Annotated in this window: 20 protein-coding genes and 1 tRNA gene; 9 read left to right on the plus strand and 12 right to left on the minus strand. The window is 61.9% G+C overall.

The features are described 5' to 3' along the window. Positions 1-68 precede the first annotated feature (68 nt). From FHT75_RS24925 to FHT75_RS24970, 10 genes are all read right to left on the minus strand, one after another. On the minus strand, positions 69-1,403 hold the full coding sequence (locus FHT75_RS24925) for a glucoamylase family protein (RefSeq protein WP_028757759.1): 1,335 nt from the start codon (positions 1,401-1,403) through the stop codon (positions 69-71). Positions 1,404-1,640: 237 nt separating this feature from the next. Beyond that, complete coding sequence (locus tag FHT75_RS24930) at positions 1,641-3,479, minus strand: ABC transporter ATP-binding protein (protein ID WP_097595958.1); 1,839 nt, start codon at positions 3,477-3,479, stop codon at positions 1,641-1,643. 24 nt (positions 3,480-3,503) lie between these two features. Then, on the minus strand, positions 3,504-4,259 hold the full coding sequence (locus FHT75_RS24935; RefSeq protein WP_028757761.1) for a DUF1028 domain-containing protein: 756 nt from the start codon (positions 4,257-4,259) through the stop codon (positions 3,504-3,506). Positions 4,260-4,261: 2 nt separating this feature from the next. After that, the gene (locus FHT75_RS24940) at positions 4,262-6,046 is read right to left on the minus strand and encodes a gamma-glutamyltransferase family protein (RefSeq protein ID WP_097595959.1); all 1,785 of its coding nucleotides are present in this window, start codon (positions 6,044-6,046) and stop codon (positions 4,262-4,264) included. A 21-nt stretch (positions 6,047-6,067) separates the two neighbouring features. Next, a complete protein-coding gene (locus FHT75_RS24945; RefSeq protein WP_047615675.1) occupies positions 6,068-6,943 on the minus strand; it encodes an ABC transporter permease in 876 nt (291 codons plus the stop codon). Beyond that, positions 6,940-7,887, minus strand: a complete 948-nt coding sequence (locus FHT75_RS24950) for an ABC transporter permease (protein ID WP_025554961.1) — start codon at positions 7,885-7,887, stop codon at positions 6,940-6,942. The genes FHT75_RS24945 and FHT75_RS24950 overlap by 4 nt, the downstream gene beginning before the upstream one ends. Before the next feature lie 63 nt (positions 7,888-7,950). Beyond that, positions 7,951-9,459, minus strand: a complete 1,509-nt coding sequence (locus FHT75_RS24955) for an ABC transporter substrate-binding protein (protein WP_097595960.1) — start codon at positions 9,457-9,459, stop codon at positions 7,951-7,953. 89 nt (positions 9,460-9,548) lie between these two features. Further along, entirely contained in the window at positions 9,549-10,280 is a 732-nt protein-coding gene (locus tag FHT75_RS24960; protein ID WP_097595961.1) for a FadR/GntR family transcriptional regulator, read from the minus strand. 210 nt (positions 10,281-10,490) lie between these two features. Further along, positions 10,491-11,933 carry a M81 family metallopeptidase gene (locus FHT75_RS24965; RefSeq protein ID WP_097595962.1) on the minus strand — a complete coding sequence of 481 codons (1,443 nt, stop codon included), beginning with the start codon at positions 11,931-11,933 and terminating at the stop codon, positions 10,491-10,493. Between the two features lie 272 nt (positions 11,934-12,205). Beyond that, the gene (locus tag FHT75_RS24970; protein WP_025602955.1) at positions 12,206-12,934 is read right to left on the minus strand and encodes an NIPSNAP family protein; all 729 of its coding nucleotides are present in this window, start codon (positions 12,932-12,934) and stop codon (positions 12,206-12,208) included. Between the two features lie 96 nt (positions 12,935-13,030). Here FHT75_RS24970 and FHT75_RS24975 point away from each other — a divergent pair, with 96 nt between their 5' ends. Further along, entirely contained in the window at positions 13,031-13,645 is a 615-nt protein-coding gene (locus FHT75_RS24975; RefSeq protein ID WP_025602953.1) for a TetR/AcrR family transcriptional regulator, read from the plus strand. Between the two features lie 96 nt (positions 13,646-13,741). On the opposite strand, the gene FHT75_RS24980 is transcribed toward FHT75_RS24975, so the two are convergent. After that, a tRNA-Gly gene (locus FHT75_RS24980) sits at positions 13,742-13,816 on the minus strand. A gap of 257 nt (positions 13,817-14,073) precedes the next feature. On the opposite strand from FHT75_RS24980, the gene FHT75_RS24985 reads away from it, so the two are divergent. The 4 genes from FHT75_RS24985 to FHT75_RS25000 all read left to right on the plus strand — a co-directional run bounded on the left by FHT75_RS24985 (position 14,074) and on the right by FHT75_RS25000 (position 16,772). After that, entirely contained in the window at positions 14,074-14,583 is a 510-nt protein-coding gene (locus FHT75_RS24985) for a prolyl-tRNA synthetase associated domain-containing protein (RefSeq protein ID WP_025554689.1), read from the plus strand. Between the two features lie 160 nt (positions 14,584-14,743). After that, positions 14,744-15,718, plus strand: coding sequence for a thioredoxin (gene trxA / locus FHT75_RS24990; protein ID WP_025554691.1), 975 nt, complete (start codon positions 14,744-14,746; stop codon positions 15,716-15,718). Between the two features lie 169 nt (positions 15,719-15,887). Further along, positions 15,888-16,574: an LON peptidase substrate-binding domain-containing protein gene (locus FHT75_RS24995; RefSeq protein WP_025554693.1), complete on the plus strand. Its 687-nt coding sequence runs from the start codon at positions 15,888-15,890 to the stop codon at positions 16,572-16,574. Positions 16,575-16,583: 9 nt separating this feature from the next. Then, positions 16,584-16,772, plus strand: coding sequence for a Trm112 family protein (locus tag FHT75_RS25000; RefSeq protein ID WP_003589705.1), 189 nt, complete (start codon positions 16,584-16,586; stop codon positions 16,770-16,772). 81 nt (positions 16,773-16,853) lie between these two features. Here FHT75_RS25000 and FHT75_RS25005 read toward each other — a convergent pair whose 3' ends face one another. Further along, positions 16,854-18,068: a ubiquinone biosynthesis hydroxylase gene (locus FHT75_RS25005; protein ID WP_025554697.1), complete on the minus strand. Its 1,215-nt coding sequence runs from the start codon at positions 18,066-18,068 to the stop codon at positions 16,854-16,856. Between the two features lie 84 nt (positions 18,069-18,152). On the opposite strand from FHT75_RS25005, the gene tesB reads away from it, so the two are divergent. The 4 genes from tesB (at position 18,153) to FHT75_RS25025 (ending at position 24,024) form a co-directional block, all read left to right on the plus strand. Next, positions 18,153-19,037, plus strand: a complete 885-nt coding sequence (gene tesB, locus FHT75_RS25010; RefSeq protein ID WP_183845232.1) for an acyl-CoA thioesterase II — start codon at positions 18,153-18,155, stop codon at positions 19,035-19,037. A 210-nt stretch (positions 19,038-19,247) separates the two neighbouring features. After that, the gene (locus FHT75_RS25015; protein WP_003543684.1) at positions 19,248-19,598 is read left to right on the plus strand and encodes a P-II family nitrogen regulator; all 351 of its coding nucleotides are present in this window, start codon (positions 19,248-19,250) and stop codon (positions 19,596-19,598) included. A gap of 27 nt (positions 19,599-19,625) precedes the next feature. Continuing rightward, entirely contained in the window at positions 19,626-21,053 is a 1,428-nt protein-coding gene (locus tag FHT75_RS25020; protein ID WP_063473822.1) for an ammonium transporter, read from the plus strand. Between the two features lie 280 nt (positions 21,054-21,333). Continuing rightward, complete coding sequence (locus FHT75_RS25025; protein WP_063473821.1) at positions 21,334-24,024, plus strand: DNA translocase FtsK; 2,691 nt, start codon at positions 21,334-21,336, stop codon at positions 24,022-24,024. Positions 24,025-24,138: the final 114 nt, after the last annotated feature.

The following is a 24,138-nucleotide window of genomic DNA, read 5'->3' on the forward strand; positions in this document are numbered from 1 at the left end:
GCTCTATCATTTTTCGTTTTCGTGTCGTTCTTTCCGGAAATCCATTTTTCGATTTCCGGGCTTATGCGCTAGCCGAACTTGCGCACTACATCTGCCGGCTCGATGCCTTCGAGCCAGCCGCCGGTAAAGCCGGCGCGCTCGAGCCCGAGGCGGATGACCGGCGATTGCCGCATCAGCTTCCAGATGAAGTCGGAGCGCTCGTTCTCGACGGTCATGACGACAAGACCTTGATCAATGCCGACGGTGCGGTCGTCGACCCAGCCTTCCGGGCGCTTGGTCTTGACCGTGGGATTGAAGCCGCCGGGAAAGCCGCCTTCCAAGAGCAGGTTCGGATAGGTGGTCAGAAGCGCCTTGGTGCCGTCGAGAGCGGCCTGCTTGTCGTAGGGCAGGCAGGCAAGGGCTGCCCAGGGTGCGATCGTGCCGTCATCCGGGCCAAGCGGAGCGCCGCGCGCGGCATAACCCAGAACCTTCGGCTGGCGACCGCCGCGCATGCGCCGTGTCGGCGGCGGACCGTCACAGGCGGAGAATCCCCAAATATTCCTGTTATAGCCGACGAACTGCCCGGGATTGCGTTCGGCATAGTCGCGCTGGACGTTGATCATCACCTGCGTGTTGCGGAAATAATCCCAGTTCCGCTCCGCCATCGGCTTGTCCTGGATGGTGCGGAAATCGATCCAGGCATGCGAGAAGAGGTGGATGAAGAGCGGCCCGGCATAGAGATAGGACTGCTCGCCATGCAGCATCCAGGAATAGCTTGACGTGAAGGCGTCGTAGCTTGATTGCGGGATGGGGTGCGTCGGCGAGGCAAGCGCCAGCGTGTAGAGGATGATCGCCTCGTCGAAACCGTGATAGCGCCAGCGCAGGAAGCCGGAAGAGGGCTTCCAACCCATGGCAATCGTGTCGCCCTTGTTCAGCGCCCAGCGCCAGTCGACGCGCTCATAGATGAAGGTCGCGAGTTCACGGATTTCAGTCTCCGTTTCGTCGTCTTCGCGATCGAAATATTGCGCAGCCGTGAGAATGCCGGCGACAAGCAGGGCGGTATCGATGGTCGAAAGTTCGCTGTTCCAGGCGCGATGACCGGTATCCATATGCAGGAAGTGGTAGAAGAAGCCGCGGTGACCGGTCGCGTGGCGCTCCTCGCCCTGGCGCGCCTCGGCGAAGAAACGCAGCGTATTGACCGTGCGCTCGGCTGCTTCCTCGCGGCTGATCCAGCAACGCTCAACACCGACGGGATAGGAGGACAGCGCAAAGCCGACGGCCGCGATGCTCGCCGGCACGCCGCCGATCGAGGTGTCCGCCACCAGGCCGTTTTCGGGATTGGAATATTTCAGGAAGTACTTGAACGCCGAATGCTGCAGCCTGTCGACGAGCGCTGCATCAATGTCTTCGATCCGTTGCAGCATAGGCTCCTACCCAACTGTTGCATCGCCCCATGCTTCAACATGGTGGCCGTCCCCGGGCAAATCAAACCTTTTTGATTCGTAGGGATAAGAGAACACAAATCGGTGGAATCGGTCGTTAAGAATTATCGATGAAATAATATCTAGCAAAAGTCATATAAGCGGTGCAGCAAAAAGGGTGGCCCGCGCGCCACCGGCAATACTTGTTTTTCAGATGCTTAAAGAGTGGGTTTTGCACGCTCACGCGGCTTCATCGACCCGCACCAGATGGCCTGCCGTCACTTCCCGGTATCGGCGTGGCGGCGTGACGTAGCCAACCGGGCGAACGGGGCTGTTGAGCTCGTCGGTTCCGAGGTTGCGCTTGATGCCGCGACGTGAGGGATCGGGCACGGGGACGGCTGCCATCAGCTTCTTCGTGTAGGCGTGCTGCGGGTTGCTGAACAATTCCGCGCGCGGGCCGATCTCGACGATTTCGCCGAGATACATCACCGCGACCCGATGACTGACACGTTCGACCACCGCCATATCGTGGGAAATGAACAGGAAAGCGAGGTTGAGGCTTTGCTGCAGGTCCATCAGCAGATTGCAGACCTGTGCCTTGATCGAGACATCGAGGGCCGAAACGCTTTCGTCGGCGACGATGACCTTCGGATCGAGCGCGAGCGCGCGGGCGATGCAGATGCGCTGGCGCTGGCCGCCGGAGAATTCGTGCGGATAGCGTTTCATCATGTTGGGTTTAAGCCCGACGCGTTCGAGAAGATCGGCCGCCTTGTCGCGGGCCTGGGCACCTGTGCCGAGGCGGTGTTCGGTAATCGGTTCGGCGACGGCGGCGCCGACGGTCATGCGCGGATTGAGGCTGGCGAAGGGGTCCTGAAAGATCATCTGGATGCTGCGGCGCATCCGTCTGAGGCTGACCGCGTCAAGGCTCAGCACGTCATAGCCGTCCAGGCTGACACTGCCGCCGTTCGGCTGGACGAGGCGGGTGATCGAGCGACCGGTGGTCGATTTGCCGCAGCCGGATTCGCCGACGAGCGATAATGTCTCGCCCTGGAAGAGATCGAAGGAGACGTCCTCGACCGCGTGGATCGCGCCCGTCTTGCGGCCGAGCAGCCCGCCGCGGATATCGAAACGGGTAACGAGGTTCTTGACTTCAAGGATCGGCGTCCGGCGGCGGTCGACGGTATCGGCCACCTCGATCGGCTCGCGGCGTTCGCCGGTCGTGGTGTCGACGACGGGAAAACGCAGCGGCCACTTCCGGTCGGCCATCGAGCCGAGGCGTGGCACGGCGGAGAGCAAAGCGCGGGTATAGGGATGCCGGCCGCGATGGAAGATATCGTCGGTCGTGCCGGTTTCCACCGACTCGCCGCGATACATGACGATGGTGCGGTCAGCGATTTCGGCGACGACACCCATGTCGTGGGTGATGAAGAGCACGGACATGCCCTCTTCTTCCTGCAGCATCTTGATCAGATCGAGGATCTGGCCCTGGATCGTCACATCGAGCGCCGTCGTCGGCTCGTCGGCGATCAGCAATTTCGGCCGGCTGGCGAGCGCCATGGCGATCATCACCCGCTGGCGCATGCCGCCTGAGAACTGGTGCGGAAATTCGTCGAAGCGCGCGGCGGCGTTGGGGATGCGGACCTTTTCCAGCAGGCGGACGGTTTCGGCCCGCGCCTCCGCCTTGCCGATCTCGCCATGGCAGGTGAGCGCTTCGGAGATCTGGCGGCCGATGGTGAAGATCGGGTTGAGGGACGTCATCGGCTCCTGGAAGATCATGGCGGCGTCGTTGCCGCGCACCCGGCGCATCTCCTTTTCCGAAAGGGCGAGTACATCCTTGCCGTTCAAGGTGACGGCGCCATCGATGCGGCTCGATCCCTTGGCAAGCAACCGCATGATCGAAAGGGAGGTGACGCTCTTGCCCGAGCCGCTTTCGCCGACGATTGCCACCGTCTCGCCTGGCATGACATCGAAGGAGACATCACGCACCACCGGCTTCCAGTCACCATCGACGAGGAAGGAGGTCGTCAGGTTCCGGACGGAGAGAACAGGAGAGGCGGGTGCTGAAGAAACATCACTCATGTCGTTCCCTTGGTTTTCTCTGGGTTACGTCTTCAAAGGCGTGGCGAAGGAGGCGGAGGGCCTGCCTGCCGCGATGCGGGCCGCTTCCAGCGTCGCGATCTTTTCATCGATCTCGCGCCTGTCGGTCATGCCGTTCGGATTTTGCCGCGTCGCCATCGTCTCCGCGACATGCAGGTAGCGTTCACTGGCCACTGCATGGAGGCGGACAAGTTCGCCGAGCGGATCGGGATGATCGTCGGCGCGGATACTCAGCCACGGATAATCCTGATCGCGGTGGATGACGAGGGCGGCGGACTGCCTGCCGCGCTTGTCGCCGCCGGCATCTTCGCCTGCCTGCATCGCCAAGAGCAGGCGTTCGGCCAAGGGCTTGTCCAGCGCCTTGTTGTAGGTGGCAAGCGTTTTGGTGACGACGTCAGGTCCCGCGAGCATGTTGCCGGCAACCGAGACGTTTTCATCGATCAGATGTCCCGCCCAGTCGATGCATGCGGCGCCGGTGAAGGCGGCGTTGCGTCCCTTCGCATCGATGAGGTGCAGTTGCCGCTGATTACGGCCGGCGTCACGCCCGGTCAGTTCGGCGATGATTTCCTCGGGCGCCCTGCCGGCGGCCAGCAGCGACAGGCCGTCGACGCCGTAAAGCGGGCTGACAAAGGCCTGGGTCGCAACGGCGCCGATGCCGCCGCGAATATGCGGCACGAGAGCGCCGACGGCGAAGAAGCGGGTCGCGACGGCAATGCCGAGATGACCGGTCAAAGGGTCACGGGCGACGATTGACCAGGTCATGTCTATCTCCCGACCGCATAGGCCTGCATCAGGCGCGGGGTGGCTGCGGCACGCAACAGCCCATCGGCATCGCGTCTTGCGGCAGTCAGCCGGCCGATCGTCCAGACATCGGCGACCGTCAGCTTGTGGCCCTTGCGGCGCAGGGCATCAAGGACGTCGGGGCCGAAATTCGCTTCCGCCATCAGGCTGCCGGGTTCGCGGGTGCGCGGATAGAAGGAGCCTGGAAAATGCGAGGTGTGGAACAGCGGCTGGTCGATCGCCGCCTGCAGGTTCAGCTTGTGATGGGCGTAGCGCAGGAAGAAGGAGAGCTGCCACTGCTCCTGCTGGTCGCCGCCGGGTGTGCCGAAGGCCAGCGTCGGGCGGCCCTCATAAAGGCCGAGCGACGGCGTCAGCGTCGTGCGCGGCCGTTTGCCGGGGGCAAGCGAGGTCGGCAGGCCTGGTTTCAGCCAGAACATCTGGGCGCGGGAATTGAGGCAGAAGCCGAGGCCGGGCACGGTCGGCGAGGATTGCAGCCAGCCGCCGGACGGCGTGACGGAGACCATGTTGCCGTCGCGATCGATCACGTCGATATGCACGGTGTCGCCGCGCTTTTCGGAAAGATGCGCCATAGTCGGCTCGTAGACGGCGCCGGTCTTGGAATCCGCGCCGAGCATCGTCATCGTCAGATCATGCTGCGCCTCGAAGCCAGGCACGATGCCGGGGCGAAGATCGAAGGAGGCGTCTGCGCCGACCAGCTTGCGGCGCTCGGCGGCATAGGTCTCCGACAGCAGGTGCGCGACGGGGATTTCCGAGAAATCAGGATCGCCGTAATAGACTTCGCGATCGGCGAAAGCGAGCTTCATCGCCTCGACGACGGTATGGACGAAATCGGCGCCGGTGGGGTTCATCGCGGCGAGATCGAAGCCTTTGAGGATCGACAGGGTCTGCAGGAAGACCGGACCCTGGCCCCAGGGACCGATCTTGGCGATCGTCCAGCCATGATAATCATAGGTCAGCGGCTCCTCGATCGTTGCCGACCAGCTTGCCATGTCGGTCGCGGTCAGCACGCCCTTGTGGCGGTTGCCGCTCGCATCCATCACCTCGGCGGTTTTGAGGTAGTCGTCGATCTTCTCGGCGACGAAGCCGCGATAGAAGGCGTCGCGGGCCGCCTCGACCTGCGCTTCCCGCCCGCTTTTCGCCTCGGCCTCGGCGATGATGCGCTTCCAGGTTTCGGCAAGCACCGGATTCCTGAAATTCGCATGCGCTTCGGGGACGCTGCCATTCGGCAACCAGGTCTCGTAGGAGGTCGGCCATTCCTTCTCGAAGAAGGCGGCGAGCCCCTTGATGGTGGCGGAGACGCGCGGCAGCATCGGATGACCACGCTCGGCGTAATAGATCGCCGGTTCCAGCACATCGCGCACGCTCATCGAGCCGTAGTCGCGCAGCATCAGCATCCAGCCATCGAAGGAGCCGGGGATGACGGTCGCAAGCAGCCCGTCGCCGGGGATCAGGCTCAGGCCTTCCGCCGTATAGTGTTCGATCGTTGCGCCAGCGGGTGCGGGGCCTTGCGCGCAGATGACCTCGACCTTGTCCTTCCTCGTCGAATAGATCACCGCCGGCAGGTCGCCGCCCGGACCGCAAAGGTGCGGCTCGACGATCTGCAGCACGAAGCCCGTCGCCACCGCCGCGTCGAAGGCATTGCCGCCCTTTTCGAGAATGCTCATGCCGACCGCCGAGGCGATCCAGTGCGTGGAGGTGACGACGCCGAAGGTGCCGAGGATTTCTGGACGGGTCGTGAATGCGGTCATGTCAAATGTCCTTTCAAGAAATCATGCTTCGCGCGGATCGAGCGCATCGCGCAGGCCATCGCCTAAAAGATTGAAACCGATGACGACGAGGAAGATCGCGGCACCCGGCCACATCGCCATCCATGGTGCTTGGGAGAGGAAGTTCTTGGCGACATTCAGCATCGAGCCCCAGCTCGGGGCCGGCGGCTGCTGTCCAAGGCCGAGGAAGGAGAGGCTCGCCTCGGCGATGATCGCGGTGGCGACGGTCAACGTCGCCTGCACGAGGATCGGTGCAAAGACGTTCGGCAGGATATAGCGGGTGATGATGCTCGAAGACCGGAGACCGATCGAGCGGGCGCCCTCGACATATTCCTCGGTCTTGACCGAGAGCACCTGGCCGCGCGTCAGCCGTACGAAGACGGGCATGGCCGAAAGGCCGATGGCGATCATCGCATTGGTCAGGCTCGGACCGAGAAAGGCTGCAAGCGCGATCGCGGTGATGAGGAAAGGCATGGCGAGAAAGGCTTCGGTGATGCGGGAGATCACCATGTCGATCCAGCCGCCGAAATAACCGGAGATAAGGCCGAAGGGCACGCCGATGACAACGGCGATCGCCACCGAGAAGACGCCTGCCATCAGCGACGCCTGCGCGCCCCAGATCATCCGGGAAAGAATGTCGCGGCCGATGTCGTCGGTGCCGAGCCAATGGGCGGCGGACGGGGCCTTGCGGATCGCCGACCAGCTTGTGGCGTTCGGATCGGGAATTGGAAGGAGGGGGGCGGCGACCGCCAGGATCGCGAAAAAGGCGATGATAACAAGGCCGACGAGGGCGCCCTTGTTGGCCTTCAGCTTGCGCCAGGCGCGGCTCGGCGTGCGGTCGATCGCGGCCGGAATGCCGGTCTCTCCGATCGCGGTCATAGGGCGGCCCTCATGCGCGGGTTGAGCAGGACATAGAGAATGTCGGCCAGGAGGTTCATCAGAATGAAGCCGATCGCGGTGCAGATCACCACGCCCTGGACGACGGCGTAGTCGCGGTTGAAGACGGCGTCGACGATGAGCTTTCCAAAACCCGGAATGGTGAAGATCTGCTCGGTCAGCACGGCGCCGGCGAGCAGTTCGCCGAAAAGCAGGGCGGTCAACGTCACGATCGGCAGCACCGCATTGCGAAAACTGTGTTCGAGCACGACGGTGCTTTCCGGCAGGCCCTTGGCGCGGGCGGTGCGGATGTAATCGGCGCTGAGCACGCTGAGCATGGCCGAGCGAGTGTGCCGCATCAGGGTCGCGGCCAGCGAGTTTCCGAGCACGAAGGAGGGCATCAGCATGGTTTCCAGCGAACGCAGCGGATTGCTGAAGAAGGGTTCGTAGCCGGATGCCGGCAGCCAGCCGAGATTGACCGAGACCAGCAGGATCAGCATGATGCCGAGCCAGAAATTCGGGATCGACAGACCGGTCAGCGCGATGATGTTGGCGATATAGTCGATCATCGTGTTCCTCTTGACGGCCGCCAGGATGCCCATCGGCACGCCGATCGCAAAGGCGAAGATCATCGACATGATGGCGAGCTGGATCGTGACCGGCAGCTTTTCGCCGACGAGCTGCAGAACCGGCTGGTTGGTGCGCAGCGAGATGCCAAGATCGCCCTGAAGGGCCGCACCCAGCCAATGGAAATATTGATAGGGCACGGGATCGTTCAGCCGGTATTTCTCGCGCAGGAATTCGAGAACCTGCGGATCGCGTTCCTCACCGGCCATGGCGAGGATCGGATCGCCGGGCAGCAGCTTCTGCAGCGAGAAGACGAAGATCGAAATGATCAAAAGCGTCGGTATGGCGACCAAGAGCCGTTTGGCGATGTAAGTGTACATGGGCGATCCTGACACGACTGGGATCATGCGGCGGAGGGTTTCCGCCGCATGATCGGCTTCTGGTCAGTCGGCTTTCTTGACGCCGACGAGACGGATCATGCCATCCGGCGAGGGAGTGAAGCCGGTGATGTTCTTGTGCAGCGCCCAGATCCAGGACTGGTGGCCGAGATAGATGATCGGCAGATCGTCGTTCAGGATGACGGCGGCGGCATCATACTTCTGCTTGCGCACGGCATCGTCGGTCGAGGCACGGGCTTCGTTCAGCAGCTTGTCCACCTCGGGATTGCAGTATTTCGTGTCGTTGATGCCACCCTTGCAGGTGATGAACTGATGGATGTTGCCATCGGGATCGACACGACCGGACCAGTCGGAACGGCTGAGCTGATAGTTGCCGGCCGTCTGCTCACTCAGCAGCGTGGCGAATTCCGTCGATTTCAGGCTGACGTCGAAGCCGGCTTCGCCGACCATCGACTGGATGATCTGCATCATCTGCATGGCAACGGGATTGTTCGGGATCTGCAGCTCGATCGGCACGCGGTCGAAGCCGGCTTCCTTGATCAGGGCCTTGGCCTTGTCGAGATCGCGGGCAGGGACGGGAATATCCTTGTCGAACCACGGGCTGCTTGGCGGGAAGGGCTGGTTGCCGGAAACCGCCGTGCCTTCATAGACGATCTGGTTGACGGCATCGCGGTCGATCGCCAGCGAGAAGGCCTGGCGCAGGCGCTTGTCCTTGCCGAAAGGATTGTCGGCACGCGCACCATTGCCGATATTGGTATAGAGCGCCATGTAGCCGGTGCCGACGGCGTCGGCATAGACCAGGCTCGAATCCGCCTTCACGGCTTCAGCGTCGGTCGCCGCCAGGCGCTCGATCATGTCGAGATCGCCGGACCGCAGATTGGCGAGGCGCACCGTCGTATCCGGGATCGGCAGATAGGTGAGCTTGTCGATGAAGATCTTGTCCTTGTTCCAGTAGTCCTGGAACTTTTCGAGCACGATGCGATCCTGCTGGACGCGCTCGACGAACTTGAACGGTCCGGCGCAGACCGGGTGATCACCGAACTTGGCGCCGAGTTCCTTGGCGGCCTTCGGCGAGACGATCATGCCGGCGCGGTCGGAAAGCTGGGCAAGAAGGGTGACGTCAGGCGCCTTGAGGGTGAACTTGACCTCGTATTCGCTTGTCGCCTCGACCTTTGCGACCGAACTCAGCTCGCTCTTGCGGCGTGATTCCGGCAGGGTGATGTTGCGCTCGATGGTGGCGACGACGGCTTCGGCGTTGAACGGGGTCTCGTCATGGAACTTGACGCCTTGGCGCAGCTTCATGGTCAGTTCTTTGCCGTCGGCCGACCAGCTCCATTCGGTGGCAAGCTGCGGCACGATCTTCAGGTCCGGTGAGACGTCGACCAGCTTGTCGCACATCGCAGTATAGACGATGCGGCCGACGAAGGTGCGCGACTGCGCGGGATCGAGCACGTCGGCATCGTCCTGCAGGCCGATCTTCAGGTCGACGGCGAAGGCAGGAAGCGCAAACAGGGCGCCGGCAACGGTGGCGGTCAGCAATTTGGCGATCTTCATTCCATTCTCCTCTGTTCTATTTTGCTTGGTTTTTGCTTCCAACCGGCGGTTATGGCCCGCTCTGCTTTTTTCTCTGCTCACCTCCCTGTTCAGGCGAGGGTCTTGTCGACCTCCGTTTCGCGGTGATCGAGCGAGGTGATGCGGATGAGGCTTTCCTGCAGCGTCAGCAGATGCTGGCGCATGGCTTCGCCCGCCCTGGCAGGATCATGGGCGGCGATGGCATCGACGATCGCCGTGTGCTGGCCGAAGGTGACGGACCGCGTCCGGCTGGCGCTGCGGGCGCGCTCGCGGATCGTCTGCCAGGCCTCGTCCTGCCGCACCCGGTTGATGACGTCGAAGATGGTGAGGAAGAAACCGTTGCCGGCGCATTGGGCAATCTGGCGGTGCAGCGCCCCGTCCCAGAGTTCGCGCCCGTCGGCATCGGTGCTTTCGTAGATCTTCTTCACCAGATCATACATGCGCTCGATATCGGCGGCCTTGGCGCGCATGGCGGCAAGCTGGGCGAGCTGCGGCTCGATCCGCAGGCGCACTTCCATGACTTCCATGAGATCGGTGCCGGCGACGATGGAGCCGACATGATCGCTCCAGCCGTCGGGGCGCGGGCCGGCATAGGTGCCGGAGCCCTGGCGGCGCCAGATGCGGCCCTCGGCCTCCAGCACTTCGAGGGCGCGGCGGACGGCGCGACGGCCGACGCCAAGCATTTCCGAAAGGGCGCGCTCGGTCGGCAGCTTGCCGTCGGCGTCGAGACTGTCGGACTGCAGGAGGGCCCGCAGCTTCTCCAGCGCATAATTCGAATTGCCCTGCGTCTCATCCATCGGCATTCGCTAAATGGTCCGTACCAATTTTCTATTGGTTCAGTGCAAACCAAATCGCCCCGACCGTCAAGCGCTTTTTTGTGCAAATCGAAGTATGCCCATTTTTTGCTCAAACACGGCCATTGCCGCGATGCGGAAAAACAGTCGCTCGTGGCGACAGGGCGGTGCCGCGATCGACAATATCATCCAGGAAAACGCAATTGGTTCAGGCGAACTTCAGGCCTGCCGTGAACGTGCGGAGATGAAGACCTGCGGTTCGAAGTCAAAATCCTTGTCGAACGGGTAGGTCGGATGCTGCTTGCGCAGCCGCGGCAGGCGCTCGACGAACTGGTCGACGACACCCGTCGATAGCGCCATCAGGTTCGGATTGGCGATCGGCGCCAGTTCCGGAGAGAGATAGCCCGATTTGACGACGATGATCTTCGCCCGATGCGGGTCGAGGCCGAGCCGGGTGAAATCGACGATGTTGTGATAGGGCCGGCGCTTTGCGGAAAGCACAAGATCGATGCCACTGACCGAAACCACCGCCTGACGGTCGGCGGCATCCGATGTTTCGTGGAGGAATTTGACGGTGAAGCAGGCGGTGACCGATTTGCTGCCCTTGGTGTCGAGCGAGGCGCCGACGCTGAGCTCCAGTTCCGCACCGATGCCGGCGGCATAACAGGCCTCGGTCGCCGCCTTGTCGGCGATGCCGGCGAAGACGACGCCGGTGGCGCCCCTGGCGATCAGCTCGGCCAGCACGTCGGCCCGGTCCCCGACGCCGCCACCTGTGGGGTTGTCGCCGGATTCGGCCAGCACGACAGGGGCGGTCGGGCTTGCGATTGCTCTCGCGACGCATTCCTCGAGCGAGCCGGTCTCGCAGCCGAAGACGAAGTCTTCGCGCACGTCCCAATAGGCCTTGGCGAGGCGTTTGGCCTCGCGCTCCAGCACGGTGCGGTCGGTGCCAGTCATGATGGCAGCGGCGGTGGCGCGCGGTTCATCGGCCCAGACATAACCGACCATCAGCGATGCATCCCAGACGCCGTCGATCGCATCGATCCCAGGCAGCATGTCATAGAGGCTTTTCGCCGGCTCATCGACGGTGCTGGTGCGCTCGCCGGGCAGCACCACCGGGATCGGCGCCCAGAGAACGATCGGCCTCTCGCCGGTCTTCAGGCTCTTGACCAGCATGAAGACCGAGCGGCGCATCGTCTCCTCGACATCGATATGCGGCGCAGTGCGATAGGTGGAATAGATGTCGAGCGCATCGATGATGCGCTGCGTGACGTTGCCGTGCAGGTCATAGCTGGCCGAAACCGTGCAATCCTCGCCGACCAGCGCACGCGCCGCACTGATCCAGTCGCCTTCGGCATCCTCCATGCCTTCGACATACATGGCGCCATGCATGGCGAGATAGAGACCGTCAAGCGGCAGCAACGGCTTCAACCGCTCGAGGAATTCGCCCTTGAAGGCCTCGTAGGTGGCGCGCGAAACCGGGCCGCCGGCAATGGCGCGCGCATGGATCGTCGGCAGGAACTCGGCATCGTAATCCCTGAGGAAGGCGAAATACGGCGCTTCCAGCAGCGCCGCGCCGCGCAGCACGCGAAAATCCTTCTCCTGGTTCAGGACGGGATTGTATGTGCTGCATTCGATATGAATGCCACCGACGGCGATGCGCATGGGATACCTCAGGAGTTGGGAGCAATCAGGACGTTATGGGCGGCGATGCTGGCGGCGTCCCCTGATCGATGATCCGCAGAAGCTCGCGCTGCGATGAACTGAACATAAAGGGTTTTGATCCGAAGACGCGCCGTCGCTATCTGATCGATGATAGTTCGCAAAATGAATCGATCAACGGCAATAAATTACAAAATTGATCCAGATCGGCCTGGTGGACTATCCGAAAGCAGCCGAAGCGGACATTTTTTGTGTAGACGAGTTGGTAATGTCGCTTACCAAGCGCAAAGCGACCGCGAAGTCGGGGTCAAGCGCGCGACCTCGATCCTACGCCAGCACCGGCTGTCCACCCGTGGATAAATCTCGCGTCCCCAGATGAGACTGCGCCGCAAGCGGCGCTCGTAGTCGGTGGCACGGTCTTGATCTTCGTGACATTCAAACCACACAAATACGGTTTCTCCCTCGCGAACCGGCAGCCTGGGAAAATCGTTCTTACTTCGCTCCGTCACAAACAGAGCATCGATGCGCGCACCAGCATCCTGCATGGCCGGGAGTGCATCGTCGCGGAAAAACCTGGCAAAATCCTCCTCTGTCCCAGGGGCGAGCGAGCAGATATTCAGCCTGATAAGACCCTGCACGTTGGAGCGGCTCACCTCCTTGTCCCTTGGCAGATTATGCGCGAACGGATGGACGCCTACCGCCGGCTTCAAGAGCAGGACATTATCCGAATTGAGCATCGTCGCGTTGGCTGCCGGCCCATGTTCTTTCCAGGTCGGGCTTGAATAAAAGGATGCGAGAGCCTCCGTTCGAGTTTCCATATCCTTGAAAGAGCGAACCCACACAAAGGAATCGGGATCGTCAAGATCGCGGAACTCCCCTTCGACGCGCATGCCCAGGGCCTCCTGGGGTTCAACAAATTCCCTGTCAAACAGATCAATCAATGATTCTCTGCCTTCCGGGAGAAGGCGATAACGGCGAAGTTCGAATATGGAATGCGGGTTCATGACTTCCCCAACAGGTCAATTGTCCTGTATTCATAACAGGACAATTGACCTGTTATGTCAAGGTGCTAATGTGCGCGCAGGACGAGTTGAGAAACCATGACCGAAAACAAAAGAACCAATGATCCCGAAGGCGTACGTCGCCGGATCATTGATGCCGCCTACGACGCCTTCATTACCCAGGGTTATCTCGCAACCGGCATGCTGGAATTGCGCGAAAGGGCTTCAGTATCCGGTGGTGCCATGGCGCATCATTTTCCGGCCAAGCGCGACCTCGGGCTTGCGGTCATTCGCGATCGCGTGGCTGAAGCCGTTCGGCAAACATGGATCGCGCCGCTCCACACAAGTGCAGATGTGCCGGCCGCCATAGACTTGATCTTTGAGAACATCATCAATGAACTGATGCATAACGGCCGGGTCTCCGGTTGCCCGCTCAACAACATGGCAATGGACGTATCCCATCATGACTCGGAGATGCGCGAGGTTGTCAGCGCCGTATTCGGCGCCTGGCACGAGGCACTGTCCGCCAAGTTTGCGAGAGACGCGGAGGAAAAACACGCGAGCGAGCTCAATCCGCACAGCCTCGCAACGCTTGTCATCGCAGCCTATTCCGGCGCCATGGCGATGGCAAAGGCACGACAGGATGTCAGCCCACTGATCGATTGCCGCATGGAACTGGCGGCGTTGCTCGCGGCGAAATATCGCCTGCGTTGACGACGGACATTCTTCTCGGAAGGATTGGTAAAAGTCGCAAGTAGATCTCGTCAAAGACGCTGAGATCGCATGTGCCTGACCTGACAAGGAAGAAACTGGAGCGGGCGAAGGGATTCGAACCCTCGACCCCAACCTTGGCAAGGTTGTGCTCTACCCCTGAGCTACACCCGCTCAATCCACATCGGTCCGGGGTAGTTGTTGGACCGTGGGCGCCGCCTCGTGGCGACGGGCGCTATATGGCCTAACGGGTTTTCAAATGCAACAGGGAAATGACGGAGAAGCGAAGAAAAAATTCTGGTGTCAGAGGAGGACGGGCGGAAAAGGCCGCAAATGTGGGGGTAGAGCGTCGGTTCCGAAGATTGCCAAACGATGTGGACGGACTTAAGCAGGGCGCCTCGATTTTGTTATTCCGCCGAATGGATTGCCCGATGTCCGAAAATACCCCCAAGACAAGAGACGAATTGTTTGCCTTCCTCGACGGGCTCGGCATTGCCCATAAGACTGTCGATCATGCGCCGGTTTTCACCGTCGCCGAATCGGTTGCCCTTCGTGACGAGATCCCCGGCGGTCACACCAAGAACCTCTTCATCAAGGACAAGAAGGACAGGTATTTTCTGCTGACCGTGGAGGAAAATGCCGAGGTCGACCTCAAACAGGTGCACAATCTGATCGGCGGGTCCGGCCGGGTTTCCTTCGGCAGGGCGGAAAAGCTGATGGAATATCTCGGCGTCATTCCCGGGGCCGTCACCGCGTTCGGCGCTATCAACGATACCGCGGAGAATGTCACCTTCGTGCTCGATGCCGATCTGATGCGCGAAGAGATCGTCAACTGCCATCCGCTGTCCAACGATGCGACGACCTCGATTGCGAGCAGCGATCTTATCCGTTTCATGGAGGCGACCGGGCACAAGCCGCTTGTCTTGAAAGTGACGTCCTGACATACGATTTTAGCGCTAAAGCGCGTCGTGCTCTTTCAGATTGGCTTGCGGCGCTTTAGTCTTTGGTTTTGCGCATGTCCTTGTCGTAAAACCGCACCACAGTTTTGCGCGACATGCTTTGGCAAAGACGCCGGCAGGATCGGCGCGGCGGGAGATACCTATGAGCGGCAGCGACAACCCCTATAACGGTTCCTTCGGAAATCAGATGACGGCGACGACAAGCTTCGGCGCAGCAACGGCACCCGCAGCTGCGGCCGGCAGCTACATCACGGAAACGACGACCGCGAATTTCGGCAAGGACGTCATCGAGGAATCGCGCAAGCAACCGGTGCTGGTCGATTTCTGGGCGCCCTGGTGCGGTCCGTGCAAACAGCTGACGCCGGTCCTGGAAAAGGTGATCAACGAAGCCAAGGGCCGGGTCCGGCTGGTCAAGATGAATATCGACGATCATCCCTCGATCGCCGGCCAGCTCGGCATCCAGTCGATCCCGGCCGTCATCGCCTTCGTCAACGGCCGTCCGGCCGACGGCTTCATGGGTGCGGTGCCGGAAAGCCAGATCCAGCAGTTCATCGACCGCATCGCCGGTCCGGCCGGCGCCGATGAGGCGGCCGAGATCGAAGCCGTGCTTGCGGAAGCGGCAGAACTGCTTGCCGCCGGCAATATCGACGAAGCCGCCCAGCTCTATGGCGCCGTCATGCAGGCCGATCCCGAAAATGCCAAGGCGCTCGCCGGCATGGCCGAATGCATGATCGCCGCAAACCAGCATGAGCGGGCGCGCCAGGTGTTGACCGAGCTGCCGGAAGAGCTGTCGAAAGATGCCGGCATCCAGGCGGTGCTGAAGAAGCTCGAACAGATCGAGGAGGCCCGCAAGCTTGGCGATCCCGTTGCGCTCGAACGCGACCTTGCCGCCAATCCCGATGATCACGCGGCGCGGCTGAAGCTCGCCAAGATCCTCAATGTCGAAGGCCGGCGCGACGAAGCGGCCGAACATCTGCTTCTGATCATGCGCAAGGATCGTGCCTTCGATGATGATGGCGCCCGTCGGCAGCTGCTGCAGTTCTTCGAGGTCTGGGGCTTCAAGGATCCGGCGACGGTTGCCGCCCGCCGCAAGCTTTCGGCGATGCTGTTCTCCTAGGGCGGCTCGGCTTTCCTGGAATTGCTTTGGAGCGCGGCGTGTCCGGCAGGACGCGCCGGGCAATATCGACCCCGATTTTTGGGGTTAGCGCTAAGTTTCGAGTATCTGCCCTTGCGTTTTCGGACGGGGGCACCACATTCTCGTCAGAACGGGCATGCCCGTTACAAGAATGCGGGACGGTTTCATGCAAGTCGGGAATGCCAGATACCTGAAGCCGGGCGATCTGCCTGATTCAATCGCCGTCTTCCCCCTGACCGGCGCCCTTCTCCTGCCGGCCGGGCAGCTCCCCCTCAACATTTTCGAGCCGCGCTATCTGGCGATGCTGGATGCGGCACTGACCGGAAACCGGCTGATCGGCATGGTGCAGCCGGCGCTCGGCGAGCACGAGGACAAGGGCGGCGAGCCCAATCTTGCCGCTGTCGGCTGCCTCGGCCGCATCACCTCCTTCGCCGAGACCGGCGACGGGCGCTATATCGTTTCACTGACCGGTGTCTGCCGCTTCCGGCTCTTGGAGGAGAAAGCCACCAGCGATCCCTTCCGCACCTTCCGGATCGCCCCGTTCATCGCCGATCTCTCGGCCGCGAACGAGGAGGACGCGGTCGACCGCGCTGCGCTTCTGACCGCCTTCAAGGCCTATCTCGATGCCAACAAGCTGGAGGCCGACTGGGAGAGCGTCGAGCGGGCGAGCAATCTGACGCTTGTCAATTCCCTCGCGATGATGTCGCCCTTCGGGCCGGCGGAAAAACAGGCGCTGCTCGAGGCGCCCGACCTGAAGACGCGGGCCGAGACGCTGATCGCCATTACCGAAATCGTGCTGGCGCGTGTCTTCGGTGACTCCGACACGGTTCTGCAGTAGACTTCAGCCATGGACGAAAAACTCAGCCGTGTCGATCCGAAGTTGCTCGATCTCCTGGTCTGCCCGCTCTCCAAAGGGCGGCTTTCCTATGATCGCGAGCACAATGAGCTTGTCTCGGAAAAGGCGCGGCTGGCCTACCCGATCCGCGACGGCATTCCGATCATGCTGGTGTCCGAAGCCCGCCGCCTCGACGAATAAAGCAATTCCAGGAAAAAGTGCGAAGCGGTTTCCCAGGCAGGGCGCGAAGCGCTTTTGCCGGCAATTGCGTAAAAACAAACGTCAAATCATCTCGCCGGCCAGAAGGCGCGGATTGTCCTTTGCCGTCGTCCCGGCCGCCTGGCCGATGAAGAAGGATTTGAGGCGCGGCAGCCGGTCGACCAGACCGAGGCCGACGTCGCGGGCGATGCGGATCGGCGTTGCATCGTTGGAAAAGAGCCGGTTCAGCACGTCGGTGGTCACGCCCATGCGGAACGTGTCGAAGCGCCGCCAGGTCTGGTAGCGTTCGAGGATGTTGATCGAGCCGATGTCGAGGCCGAGGCGATCGGCGTCGACAATGGTTTCGGCAAGCGCCGCCACATCCTTGAAGCCGAGATTGAGGCCCTGGCCCGAGATCGGATGGATGCCGTGGGCGGCGTCGCCGGCCAGCGCGAAACGCGGCGCGACGAAGGAGCGCGCCAGGGTGAGGCCGAGCGGGAAGGCGCGCTTGTCGCCAATGACTTTCAGGCTCCCAAGCTTGTGGCCGAAGCGGCGTTCGAGCTCCTCCTCGAAGATCAGATCGTCGGCGGCCACCAGCCGGTTGGCATCCGGCGTCCGCTCCGTCCAGACGAGCGAGGAGCGGTTGTTCTTCAGCGGCAGGATGGCGAAGGGGCCGGCCGGCAGAAAATGCTCCTCGGCGCATCCGTCATGCGGCCGCTCGTGTTCGACGGTCGCGACGATGCCGGACTGGCCGTAGTCCCAGGTGACGGTCCTGATGCCGGCGAGATCGCGCAACGTCGAGCGCACGCCGTCGCAGGCAACCAGCAGCCGGGTCTCCAGCGCGCTGCCGTCCGAAAGCGTGACGGTGGCATGGGTGTCGTGGGTCTTCAGCTCGGTGGCGCCGAGCCCGTGGCGGATGTCGATGCCGAGCCGCTCGCAGGCGCCGCGCAGCGCTGCGACCATTGCGACATTCGGGATCATGTGGGCGAAGGGCCGGCCTTCGGCGACTTCGCCGTCGAAGGTCAGAAAAACCGGGCGCACCGGATCAGAAGTCCTGGAGTCGGTGACGATCATTTTGGTGATCGGCTGGGCCTCCGGCTCGATCTCGTCCCAGATGCCGAAGACCTCGAGCATCTTTGCCGCCGCCGCGATGATGGCGGAGGCGCGTGTATCGTTTTTCCAGACATGCGCGGGAGCCGCCTCGACGACCGCGACATTCAGATGGGGTGCTGCCTGTTTGACCGCGACAGCAGCGGACAGGCCGACATAACCCCCGCCCACAACCAGCATGTCCAGCATCGCGCCGCTCCCGTACTTTGTGCCTCAGATGTGATCTATATAGATCATCGCAACTTCACTTCCCACCGCCGGGAGACATAGAAAATGACGCGCGAGACATCAGGACCTTCGGCGATGGAGACGTTGCTTTCGACGCTCGACCTGGAGCCGATCGAGGTCGATATCTTCCGCGGCCGCAGTCCCAAGGTCGGCTGGCAGCGGGTCTTCGGGGGGCAGGTGATCGGCCAGGCGCTGATGGCGGCGCAGCGCACCATCGAAGGCGAGCGTTTCGTCCATTCGCTGCATGCTTATTTCATGCGCCCCGGCGATCCCTCGGTGCCGATCGTCTACCAGGCGGAGCGCATCCGCGACGGATCGAGCTTCAACACGCGGCGTGTCGTCGCCATCCAGCACGGCAAGGCGATCTTTGCGCTGTCGGCCTCCTTCCAGGTGGAGGAGCCGGGCTTCGAGCACCAGATCGCAGTGCCCGAGGTCGAGATGCCCGAAGCGCTGCTCGGCGAACAGCAGATCAAGGAAGAATATCTTGCGCATGCGCCGGAGGCGATCCGAAAATACTGGCAGCGCGAGCGGCCGATCGAGATCCGCCCGGTCTCGCTGACGCATTATTTTTCCGACAAGAAGCTCGATCCGAAGCAGGATGTCTGGGTGCGCGCCACCGGCCCGGTTCCCGACGACCGACTCTATCAGGCGGCGGTGCTTGCCTATCTCTCGGATATGACGCTGCTCGATACGTCGATCTATGCCCACGGCACGTCCATCTTCGACCAGAGCCTGCAGGTGGCGAGCCTCGATCATTCCATGTGGTTCCACCGACCCTGCAAGCTCGACGACTGGCTGCTCTATACGCAGGATAGCCCGTCGGCTTCGGGCGCCAGGGGGTTGACCCGGGGCTGTCTGTTTACCCGAACGGGTGAGCTGATCGCCTCCGTCGCGCAGGAAGGTCTGATTCGGAAAAAGGCAAATGAATAAATAATGTGCATATTTGTAAATTTGCGCATTATTTGTGCGCTTATTGGCCGGTCAATTGCCTGTTTATTGGCATTCCTTATTATAATCTTTATTTTTCAATAACTTATAAGTTGCCTCGAATCTGGCACGCCCCTTGAATGTATATCGCCGGTCGCTGTTCAGGAACGTCAGCGGCAAGGAGAGTCGGCTCCGCGCCGAGGATAACGAAGGATGGGAAACCAGATGAAAATTGTGATGGCCATTATCAAGCCGTTCAAGCTCGATGAGGTCCGCGAAGCTCTTACGGCGATCGGTATTCAGGGGCTGACCGTGACCGAAGTGAAGGGCTACGGGCGCCAGAAGGGACATACCGAAATCTATCGCGGCACCGAATATGCGGTCAGCTTCCTGCCGAAGCTCAAGATCGAAATCGCCGTTGCATCGGAACTCGTCGACAGGGCGGTCGAAGCCATCGCGGCATCGGCCAAGACCGGTCAGATCGGCGACGGCAAGATTTTCGTCTATTCGATCGACCATGCCGTGCGCATCCGTACGGGCGAAACCGATTCAGAAGCGCTGTAAGAACGGCAGATCAAGGAGCTTTTTCCAATGTCACTTTCGAAGTTTTCTTCCGCCTTTGCGCTGACTTGCGCAGCAACGGCTGCCCTTCTGGCGCCGGCTGTGGCTTATGCGCAGGAGGCTGCGCCAGCCGCTGCCGCTGCTGCCGCTCCTGCTCTCACCATGGACAAGGGTGACAATACCTGGATGCTCGTCTCCTCGGCGCTCGTCCTGCTGATGACCATCCCCGGCCTTGCGCTTTTCTACGGCGGTCTCGTCCGCGCCAAGAACATGCTCTCCGTGCTGATGCAGGTCTTCATGATCACCGCCGTCGTGGCGCTGATCTGGGTGACCTACGGCTATTCGCTCGCCTTCACCGATGGCGGCTCGCTGAACAGCTTCGTCGGCGGCTTCTCCAAGGCGTTCCTGGCCGGCGTCAACACCACGTCGCTCGTCGAAACCTTCTCGAAGGGCGTCGCCATTCCGGAATACACCTTCATCGTATTCCAGATGACCTTCGCGTGCATCACGCCCGGCCTGATCGTCGGCGCATTCGCCGAGCGCATCAAGTTCTCGGCCGTCATGCTCTTCGTCGTGCTTTGGGTCACCTTCATCTACTTCCCGATGGCGCACATGGTCTGGTTCTGGGGTGGTCCGAGCTCCTACACGTCGCCAGCCGGCCTGATCTTCTCCTATGGCGCAATCGACTTTGCCGGCGGCACGGTCGTTCACATCAATGCCGGTATCGCGGGCCTCGTCGGCGCCATCATGCTCGGCAAGCGCACGGGCTATAAGAAGGAAATCATGGCTCCGCATTCGATGACGCTGACCATGGTCGGCGCCTCGCTGCTCTGGGTCGGCTGGTTCGGCTTCAATGCCGGCTCCAACCTCGAAGCCAATTCCTATGCCTCGCTTGCCTTTATCAACACCTTCGTCGCAACGGCTGCCGCCGCTGTGTCCTGGTGCATCGTCGAAACCCTCACCCGCGGCAAGGCTTCCATGCTCGGTGGTGCTTCCGGCGCCGTCGCCGGTCTCGTCGCCATCACCCCGGCGGCAGGCTTTGCCGGCCCGATGGGTTCGATCGTTCTCGGCCTCATCGTTTCGCCGGTCTGCTACTTCTTCGTCGACGTCGTAAAGAACAAGTTCAACTACGATGACAGCCTCGATGTCTTCGGCGTCCATTGCGTCGGCGGCATCATCGGCGCTCTCGGCACCGGTATCCTCGTCAACCCGGCGCTCGGCGGTGCAGGCATCGTCGATTATTCGACAGCCGATTTCGCAGCCTCCTATGCCGGTACGGCAACCCAGGTCTTGAACCAGGCCAAGGGCGTGCTGACGACGCTGCTGTGGTCGGGTATCGGTTCGGCGATCCTCTACAAGATCGTCGACGTCGTCATCGGCCTGCGCGTCACCGTCGAAGCCGAGCGCGAAGGTCTCGACCTTTCGACCCACGGCGAAGCCGCCTACCACTCTTCCTGATCACAGGGTTTGCGGCGCCCGGCAAAAGGGCGCCGCTGCATGGCCCGTCGCGGCCTATCTAGAGCTTTTCCGGGTTAGACCCGGAAAAGCTGCCATAGACCGCATTTGGCCCGAACCTTCCAAGGTTCGGGTCTTTTTCATTTCCCTGTCCGGAATTGTCGTCCAGGCATGCATGGTTAACATCGCTTTAACCCGGCTCTGATTAGGTAGAGCGGACGCATTTTGGCACGACGAAGCTTCAGCGATTCGCGTGTCCTCAGGCATTGGACGGGTTAGACACATGGCAAGAAGCACGTCGCCGGCAATGGATGGCCGTCCGGATCGGTTCTCCTTCTCGGCATTCATGCTGCGGCAGATCCAGGCGCTCATCGGCTTTGCGATCTTTCTGCTGCTGGCGTTCTGCGTCGCGGCGCTGGCGACATGGAATGTCGCGGATCCGAGCTATTCCTACGCGGCCGCCAACCTGCCGACGAATATTCTCGGTTATAGCGGTGCGGCCTTTGCCGATATCGTCATGCAGTTCCTCGGCCTTGCCAGCGTCGTTTCGATGCTGCCGATCGTCGCCTGGGCGCTGACGCTGATCTCGGGCCGTCGCTTCAGCCGTATTCCCGCCCGTGCCGGCGCCTGGTTCGGCGGTTCGGTGCTTTCCTGCGCCGTCCTCGGCTGTTTTCCGCCGCCGCTCACCTGGCCGATCCCGAACGGCATCGGCGGTGTCGTCGGCGATATGATCCTGCGTTTTCCCGCACTTTTCGTCGGCACCTATCCCACAGGCACCTTCGCCATGGTCGTCGGCTGCATCTTCGCCGCGCCGACCGCCTGGCTGATGCTCTTTGCATCGGGCCTTGTCGGCCGCAGCGACGTCGACGAGGAAATCGAGGAGGATTACGTCGAAACGCGTAGCAAGGCCCGCGTCGTCGGAGACGAGGACGAGGAGGACGACGAGTCCCGCTGGGTGGCTTTCAGCGGCGCCATGACGCATGCCTGGTACATGAGCCAGGGCCGGCTGCGCCGGCTCTTCGGCATGGGGCCGCGCAAACGGCGCCAGGGTGATTACGAATCACCCTATGATTTCAACGATGACGAGTTCGGCACGCTGAACGAACCCGTGCGCGCCAAGGCGCCAACCGTCCGCGGCGAGCGTATGGAACCGTCGATGGAGCCATCGATGGGGGCAAGGGCGGCATCACCGCGCCGCATCGTCTCTGCGCCGTCGCTCTCCATCGATGACGACGATGATGACGACGATCTGCCCTTCGATGCCGACATGCCGCCGCGCCCGGCCGATATCCTGCCCGACGACGATGACGACGACTGGATGATCCGCGCGCCGGCAAAACCCGCCGGCAAGCCGGAGCCGCGCGTCGTTCCCGTGGTGGCGCGTCCGAAGCCCAGCGCCCGCATCGAGCGGGAGGCACAGGGCTCGTTCATCCGTCCCGAGGGTTTCCAGCTTCCCTCGATGCATCTGCTCGCCGAACCCAAGAATGTCGTGCGCGATTCCACGCTCTCGGCCGACGCGCTGGAGCAGAATGCCCGGATGCTCGAAGGCGTGCTCGAAGATTTCGGCGTCAAGGGCGACATCATCCATGTCCGCCCCGGCCCTGTCGTGACACTCTACGAACTGGAGCCGGCGCCCGGCATCAAGTCGTCGCGGGTCATCGGCCTTGCCGATGATATCGCCCGCTCGATGAGCGCCATTGCCGCCCGTGTCGCTGTCGTGCCCGGCCGCAACGCGATCGGCATCGAATTGCCCAACCAGACGCGCGAGACCGTCTATCTGCGCGAACTCATCGCCTCCCGGGATTTCGAAGGCAGCAAGGCGAAGCTCGCCATGGCGCTGGGCAAGACGATCGGCGGCGAAGCCGTCATCGCCGACCTCGCCAAGATGCCGCATCTGCTTGTTGCCGGCACCACCGGCTCGGGCAAGTCGGTCGCCATCAATACGATGATCCTGTCCCTGCTCTACCGCATGACGCCGGAACAGTGCCGGCTGATCATGATCGACCCCAAGATGCTCGAACTCTCCGTCTATGACGGCATCCCGCATCTGCTTTCGCCTGTCGTCACCGATCCGAAGAAGGCCGTCGTCGCGCTCAAATGGACCGTGCGCGAGATGGAAGAGCGCTACAAGAAGATGTCGAAGATCGGCGTGCGCAACATCGACGGCTTCAACACCCGCGTCGAGCAGGCGCTGTCGAAGGGCGAGGCGATCTCGCGCACGGTGCAGACCGGCTTCGATCGCCATACCGGCGAGGCGATGTACGAGACCGAAGAATTCGATCTCAGGCCGATGCCCTATATCGTCGTCATCATCGACGAGATGGCTGACCTGATGATGGTCGCCGGCAAGGACATCGAAGGCGCCGTGCAGCGGCTGGCGCAGATGGCGCGCGCCGCCGGCATCCACGTGATCATGGCGACACAGCGCCCATCGGTCGATGTCATCACCGGCACGATCAAGGCAAACTTCCCGACCCGCATTTCCTTCCAGGTGACCTCGAAGATCGACAGCCGCACCATTCTCGGCGAACAGGGCGCCGAGCAGCTGCTCGGCATGGGCGACATGCTTTATATGGCGGGCGGCGGGCGTATCCAGCGCGTGCACGGCCCGTTCGTTTCGGATGTCGAGGTGGAAGAGATCGTCTCCTACCTGAAGACCCAGGGCTCGCCGCAATATCTCGATGCGATCACTGCCGATGACGATGACGACGGCGATTACGGCGGCGGTGGCGGCGGTCCGGCCGGCACCTCCAACCTGTCCGATTCGGAAGATCCCTACGACCAGGCGGTCGCCATCGTGCTACGCGACGGCAAGGCCTCGACCTCCTACGTCCAGCGCCGGCTCGGCATCGGCTACAACCGTGCCGCCTCGCTCGTCGAGCGCATGGAGAAGGAAGGCATCATCGGACCGGCCAACCATGCCGGCAAACGCGAGATTCTCGTTCCCACCGAAGGCGACATCCTCGACCGCTGACAGAACAGCCATATATTTCCGATGCAGCCGCTTTTGCGGAAACCTGACAGCATCGAAGCCGTTACCTCTCGCAGGCCGATCGCAATGCCTTGAAGACGCCGCCTTTCGGCAGCA

Origin of the sequence: Rhizobium sp. BK112 (assembly GCF_014193215.1) — a bacterium.
GTDB lineage: Bacteria > Pseudomonadota > Alphaproteobacteria > Rhizobiales > Rhizobiaceae > Rhizobium > Rhizobium anhuiense.

Bases quoted from the DNA above. Each gene is read 5' to 3' on its own strand.
- FHT75_RS24925 (WP_028757759.1), bottom strand. From the start codon at position 1,403: ATGCTGCAACGGATCGAAGACATTGATGCAGCGCTCGTCGACAGGCTG.
- FHT75_RS24930 (WP_097595958.1), bottom strand. From the start codon at position 3,479: ATGAGTGATGTTTCTTCAGCACCCGCCTCTCCTGTTCTCTCCGTCCGG.
- FHT75_RS24935 (WP_028757761.1), bottom strand. From the start codon at position 4,259: ATGACCTGGTCAATCGTCGCCCGTGACCCTTTGACCGGTCATCTCGGC.
- FHT75_RS24940 (WP_097595959.1), bottom strand. From the start codon at position 6,046: ATGACCGCATTCACGACCCGTCCAGAAATCCTCGGCACCTTCGGCGTC.
- FHT75_RS24945 (WP_047615675.1), bottom strand. From the start codon at position 6,943: ATGACCGCGATCGGAGAGACCGGCATTCCGGCCGCGATCGACCGCACG.
- FHT75_RS24950 (WP_025554961.1), bottom strand. From the start codon at position 7,887: ATGTACACTTACATCGCCAAACGGCTCTTGGTCGCCATACCGACGCTT.
- FHT75_RS24955 (WP_097595960.1), bottom strand. From the start codon at position 9,459: ATGAAGATCGCCAAATTGCTGACCGCCACCGTTGCCGGCGCCCTGTTT.
- FHT75_RS24960 (WP_097595961.1), bottom strand. From the start codon at position 10,280: ATGCCGATGGATGAGACGCAGGGCAATTCGAATTATGCGCTGGAGAAG.
- FHT75_RS24965 (WP_097595962.1), bottom strand. From the start codon at position 11,933: ATGCGCATCGCCGTCGGTGGCATTCATATCGAATGCAGCACATACAAT.
- FHT75_RS24970 (WP_025602955.1), bottom strand. From the start codon at position 12,934: ATGAACCCGCATTCCATATTCGAACTTCGCCGTTATCGCCTTCTCCCG.
- FHT75_RS24975 (WP_025602953.1), top strand. From the start codon at position 13,031: ATGACCGAAAACAAAAGAACCAATGATCCCGAAGGCGTACGTCGCCGG.
- FHT75_RS24985 (WP_025554689.1), top strand. From the start codon at position 14,074: ATGTCCGAAAATACCCCCAAGACAAGAGACGAATTGTTTGCCTTCCTC.
- trxA (WP_025554691.1), top strand. From the start codon at position 14,744: ATGAGCGGCAGCGACAACCCCTATAACGGTTCCTTCGGAAATCAGATG.
- FHT75_RS24995 (WP_025554693.1), top strand. From the start codon at position 15,888: ATGCGGGACGGTTTCATGCAAGTCGGGAATGCCAGATACCTGAAGCCG.
- FHT75_RS25000 (WP_003589705.1), top strand. From the start codon at position 16,584: ATGGACGAAAAACTCAGCCGTGTCGATCCGAAGTTGCTCGATCTCCTG.
- FHT75_RS25005 (WP_025554697.1), bottom strand. From the start codon at position 18,068: ATGCTGGACATGCTGGTTGTGGGCGGGGGTTATGTCGGCCTGTCCGCT.
- tesB (WP_183845232.1), top strand. From the start codon at position 18,153: ATGACGCGCGAGACATCAGGACCTTCGGCGATGGAGACGTTGCTTTCG.
- FHT75_RS25015 (WP_003543684.1), top strand. From the start codon at position 19,248: ATGGGAAACCAGATGAAAATTGTGATGGCCATTATCAAGCCGTTCAAG.
- FHT75_RS25020 (WP_063473822.1), top strand. From the start codon at position 19,626: ATGTCACTTTCGAAGTTTTCTTCCGCCTTTGCGCTGACTTGCGCAGCA.
- FHT75_RS25025 (WP_063473821.1), top strand. From the start codon at position 21,334: ATGGCAAGAAGCACGTCGCCGGCAATGGATGGCCGTCCGGATCGGTTC.